Source organism: Burkholderia sp. E168m23, from assembly GCF_016586125.1.
Taxonomy (GTDB): domain Bacteria; phylum Pseudomonadota; class Gammaproteobacteria; order Burkholderiales; family Burkholderiaceae; genus Burkholderia; species Burkholderia orbicola.
The window spans coordinates 1-2,500 of the sequence record NZ_BCPP01001006.1 but is presented as its reverse complement, the minus strand read 5'-3'; the positions used below and the strand labels follow the sequence as shown (position 1 = coordinate 2,500).

At 67.8% G+C, this 2,500-nt stretch carries 2 protein-coding genes; both read left to right on the top strand.

From position 1 onward, the window contains the following. On the top strand, window positions 1-1,230 hold a 1,230-nt coding region (gene betC, locus JMF90_RS33240), incomplete at its 5' end, for a choline-sulfatase (protein ID WP_201326014.1). A 45-nt stretch (window positions 1,231-1,275) separates the two neighbouring features. Further along, on the top strand, window positions 1,276-2,241 hold the full coding sequence (choX, locus tag JMF90_RS33235; protein ID WP_125381616.1) for a choline ABC transporter substrate-binding protein: 966 nt from the start codon (window positions 1,276-1,278) through the stop codon (window positions 2,239-2,241). The last annotated feature ends 259 nt before the right edge of the window (window positions 2,242-2,500 follow it).

Genomic DNA, 2,500 nt, shown 5'->3' with positions numbered 1-2,500 from the left:
CCCGATCAGTTGCACGGCTTCGAGGAGCGCCTCACGACCGACATCTATCCGGCCGATTTCGGCTGGGTGCCGGACTGGGATCAACCGACCGAGCGGCCGAGCTGGTATCACAACATGAGCTCGGTGCTCGATGCCGGCCCGTGCGTGCGTACGAACCAGCTCGACTTCGACGACGAAGTGACGTTCGCCGCGAAACAGAAGCTGTACGACGTCGCGCGCGAACGTGCGGCCGGACACGATACGCGGCCGTTCTGCATGGTCGTGTCGCTGACCCATCCGCACGACCCGTATGCGATCACGCGCGAATACTGGGATCTGTACCGCGACGAAGACATCGACATGCCGGCCGTGCGGCTCGATGCGGCCGAAAGCGATCCGCATTCGCAGCGGCTGCGCTTCGTCTGCGAGAACGACCGCACGCCGCCGACCGACGCGCAGATCCGCGCCGCCCGCCGCGCGTATTACGGCGCGACGTCCTACGTCGACACGCAGTTCGGCAGCGTGCTGGCCGCCCTCGAGCAATGCGGGTTCGCCGACGACACGATCGTGATCGTCACGTCCGACCACGGCGACATGCTCGGCGAACGCGGGCTCTGGTACAAGATGACGTTCTTCGAAGGCGGCTGCCGCGTGCCGCTGATCGTGCATGCGCCGGGCCGCTTCGGCGCTGCGCGGGTGCGCGGGCCCGTGTCGCACGTCGACCTGCTGCCGACGCTCGTCGAGCTGGCCGGCGCCACGCCCGCCGGCGGCTGGCCGGACGCCGGATGGCCGGACCCGGTCGACGGTGCGAGCCTCGTGCCGCACCTGCACGGCACGCCCGCGCACGATGTCGCGCTCGGCGAATACCTCGCGGAAGGCGCGCTCGCGCCGGTCGTGATGATCCGCCGCGGCGACTGGAAATACGTGCATTGCCTGGCCGATCCCGACCAGCTCTACCACCTGTCGGACGACCCGCGCGAGCTGACGAACCTGGCCGGGCAGCCGGAAGCCGCCGACGTGCTCGCCGCGTTCCGCGTGGAGGCCGCACAGCGCTGGAACCTGCCCGAGCTGGACCGGCAGGTGCGCGCGAGCCAGCGGCGCCGGCGCTTCCATTACGCGGCGACGACGCAGGGCCGCATCCACGCGTGGGACTGGCAGCCGTTCACCGACGCGAGCCAGCGCTACATGCGCAATCACATCGAACTCGACACGCTCGAGGCGATGGCGCGTTTTCCGCGCGTCGGGCGCTGAGCGTCCGGCGGTGCGAACATTCATGAACGACGGAGGAAGCGGACGATGAAACGGCAATGCAATGCAGCAATCCGAAGGATCGGCGCGGCGCTTGCCGCCGCCGCGTGCGTGGCGGCGCAGCCGGCGCATGCCGCCGATCCGCAGACGTGCGACGCCGTGAAGATGGCGGCGCCCGGCTGGACCGACATCGACGCGACGAACGCGATGGCGGGCGTCGTGCTGAAGGCGCTCGGCTACCGGCAGGACGTGGCGAACCTGTCGGTGCCGATCACGTACCAGGGGTTGAAGAAAGGGCAGGTCGACGTGTTCCTCGGCAACTGGATGCCCGCGCAGGCGCCGCTCGTGAAGCCGTTCGTCGACGAAAAATCGATCGACGTGCTGCACGCGAACCTGAGTGGTGCGAAATTCACGCTCGCGGTGCCCGACTACGTGGCCGCGGCCGGCGTGCACACGTTCGCCGATCTCGCGCGCTACGCGGACCGTTTCGGCGGCAAGATCTACGGGATCGAGCCCGGCGCACCCGCGAACCAGAACATCAAGCGGATGCTGTCCGACCACGTGCTGGGGCCCGCGAACTGGTCGCTCGTCGAATCGAGCGAGACGGGCATGCTCACGCAGGTCGAGCGGGCGGTGCGCGACAAGCGCTGGATCGTGTTTCTCGCGTGGGAGCCGCATCTGATGAACACGAAGTTTCATCTGACGTATCTGTCGGGCGGCGATGCGTACTTCGGCCCGAACTACGGCGGCGCGACGGTCAACACGGTCACGCGTGCCGGGTTCGCCGGCCAGTGCACGAACCTCGCGCGGCTGTTCCGGCAGATGACGTTCTCCGTCGACGTCGAGAACCGGATGATCGCCGACATGCTCGACAACAAGACCTCGCCCGCACTCGCGGCGCAACATGCGCTGAAGGCCGAGCCGGCGCTGGTCGCCGGCTGGCTCGACGGCGTGACGACGGCGGCCGGCGCGCCGGGCCTGCCGGCCGTGCGCGCGGCCCTCGACGGCCGCTGATTCCCTCCCTCCGGGCGGCCGGTATTTACCGTGCCGCCTGTCTACGTGTTTTCCCGATCCGTCGCATGGCGACCATTTAGTGTCGCCTTCAGACGGGTGGCCTGAAATATGGGTTTGTATTTTTCGCCAATGGCTGCGTTATTGCGGAAAACGAAATACCGAAGCCAGCGGGGCGGTCTGAATTCGAATCCACCGGCGCATCGCGGCACGCGTCGGGACGAGATTCTATCCATCGAACGGTTCAGGGAGGGTGGTCGAT

What these genes read in the sequence shown, in the direction of transcription:
- choX (WP_125381616.1), top strand. Translation starts at nt 1,276, where the DNA reads ATGAAACGGCAATGCAATGCAGCAATCCGAAGGATCGGCGCGGCGCTT.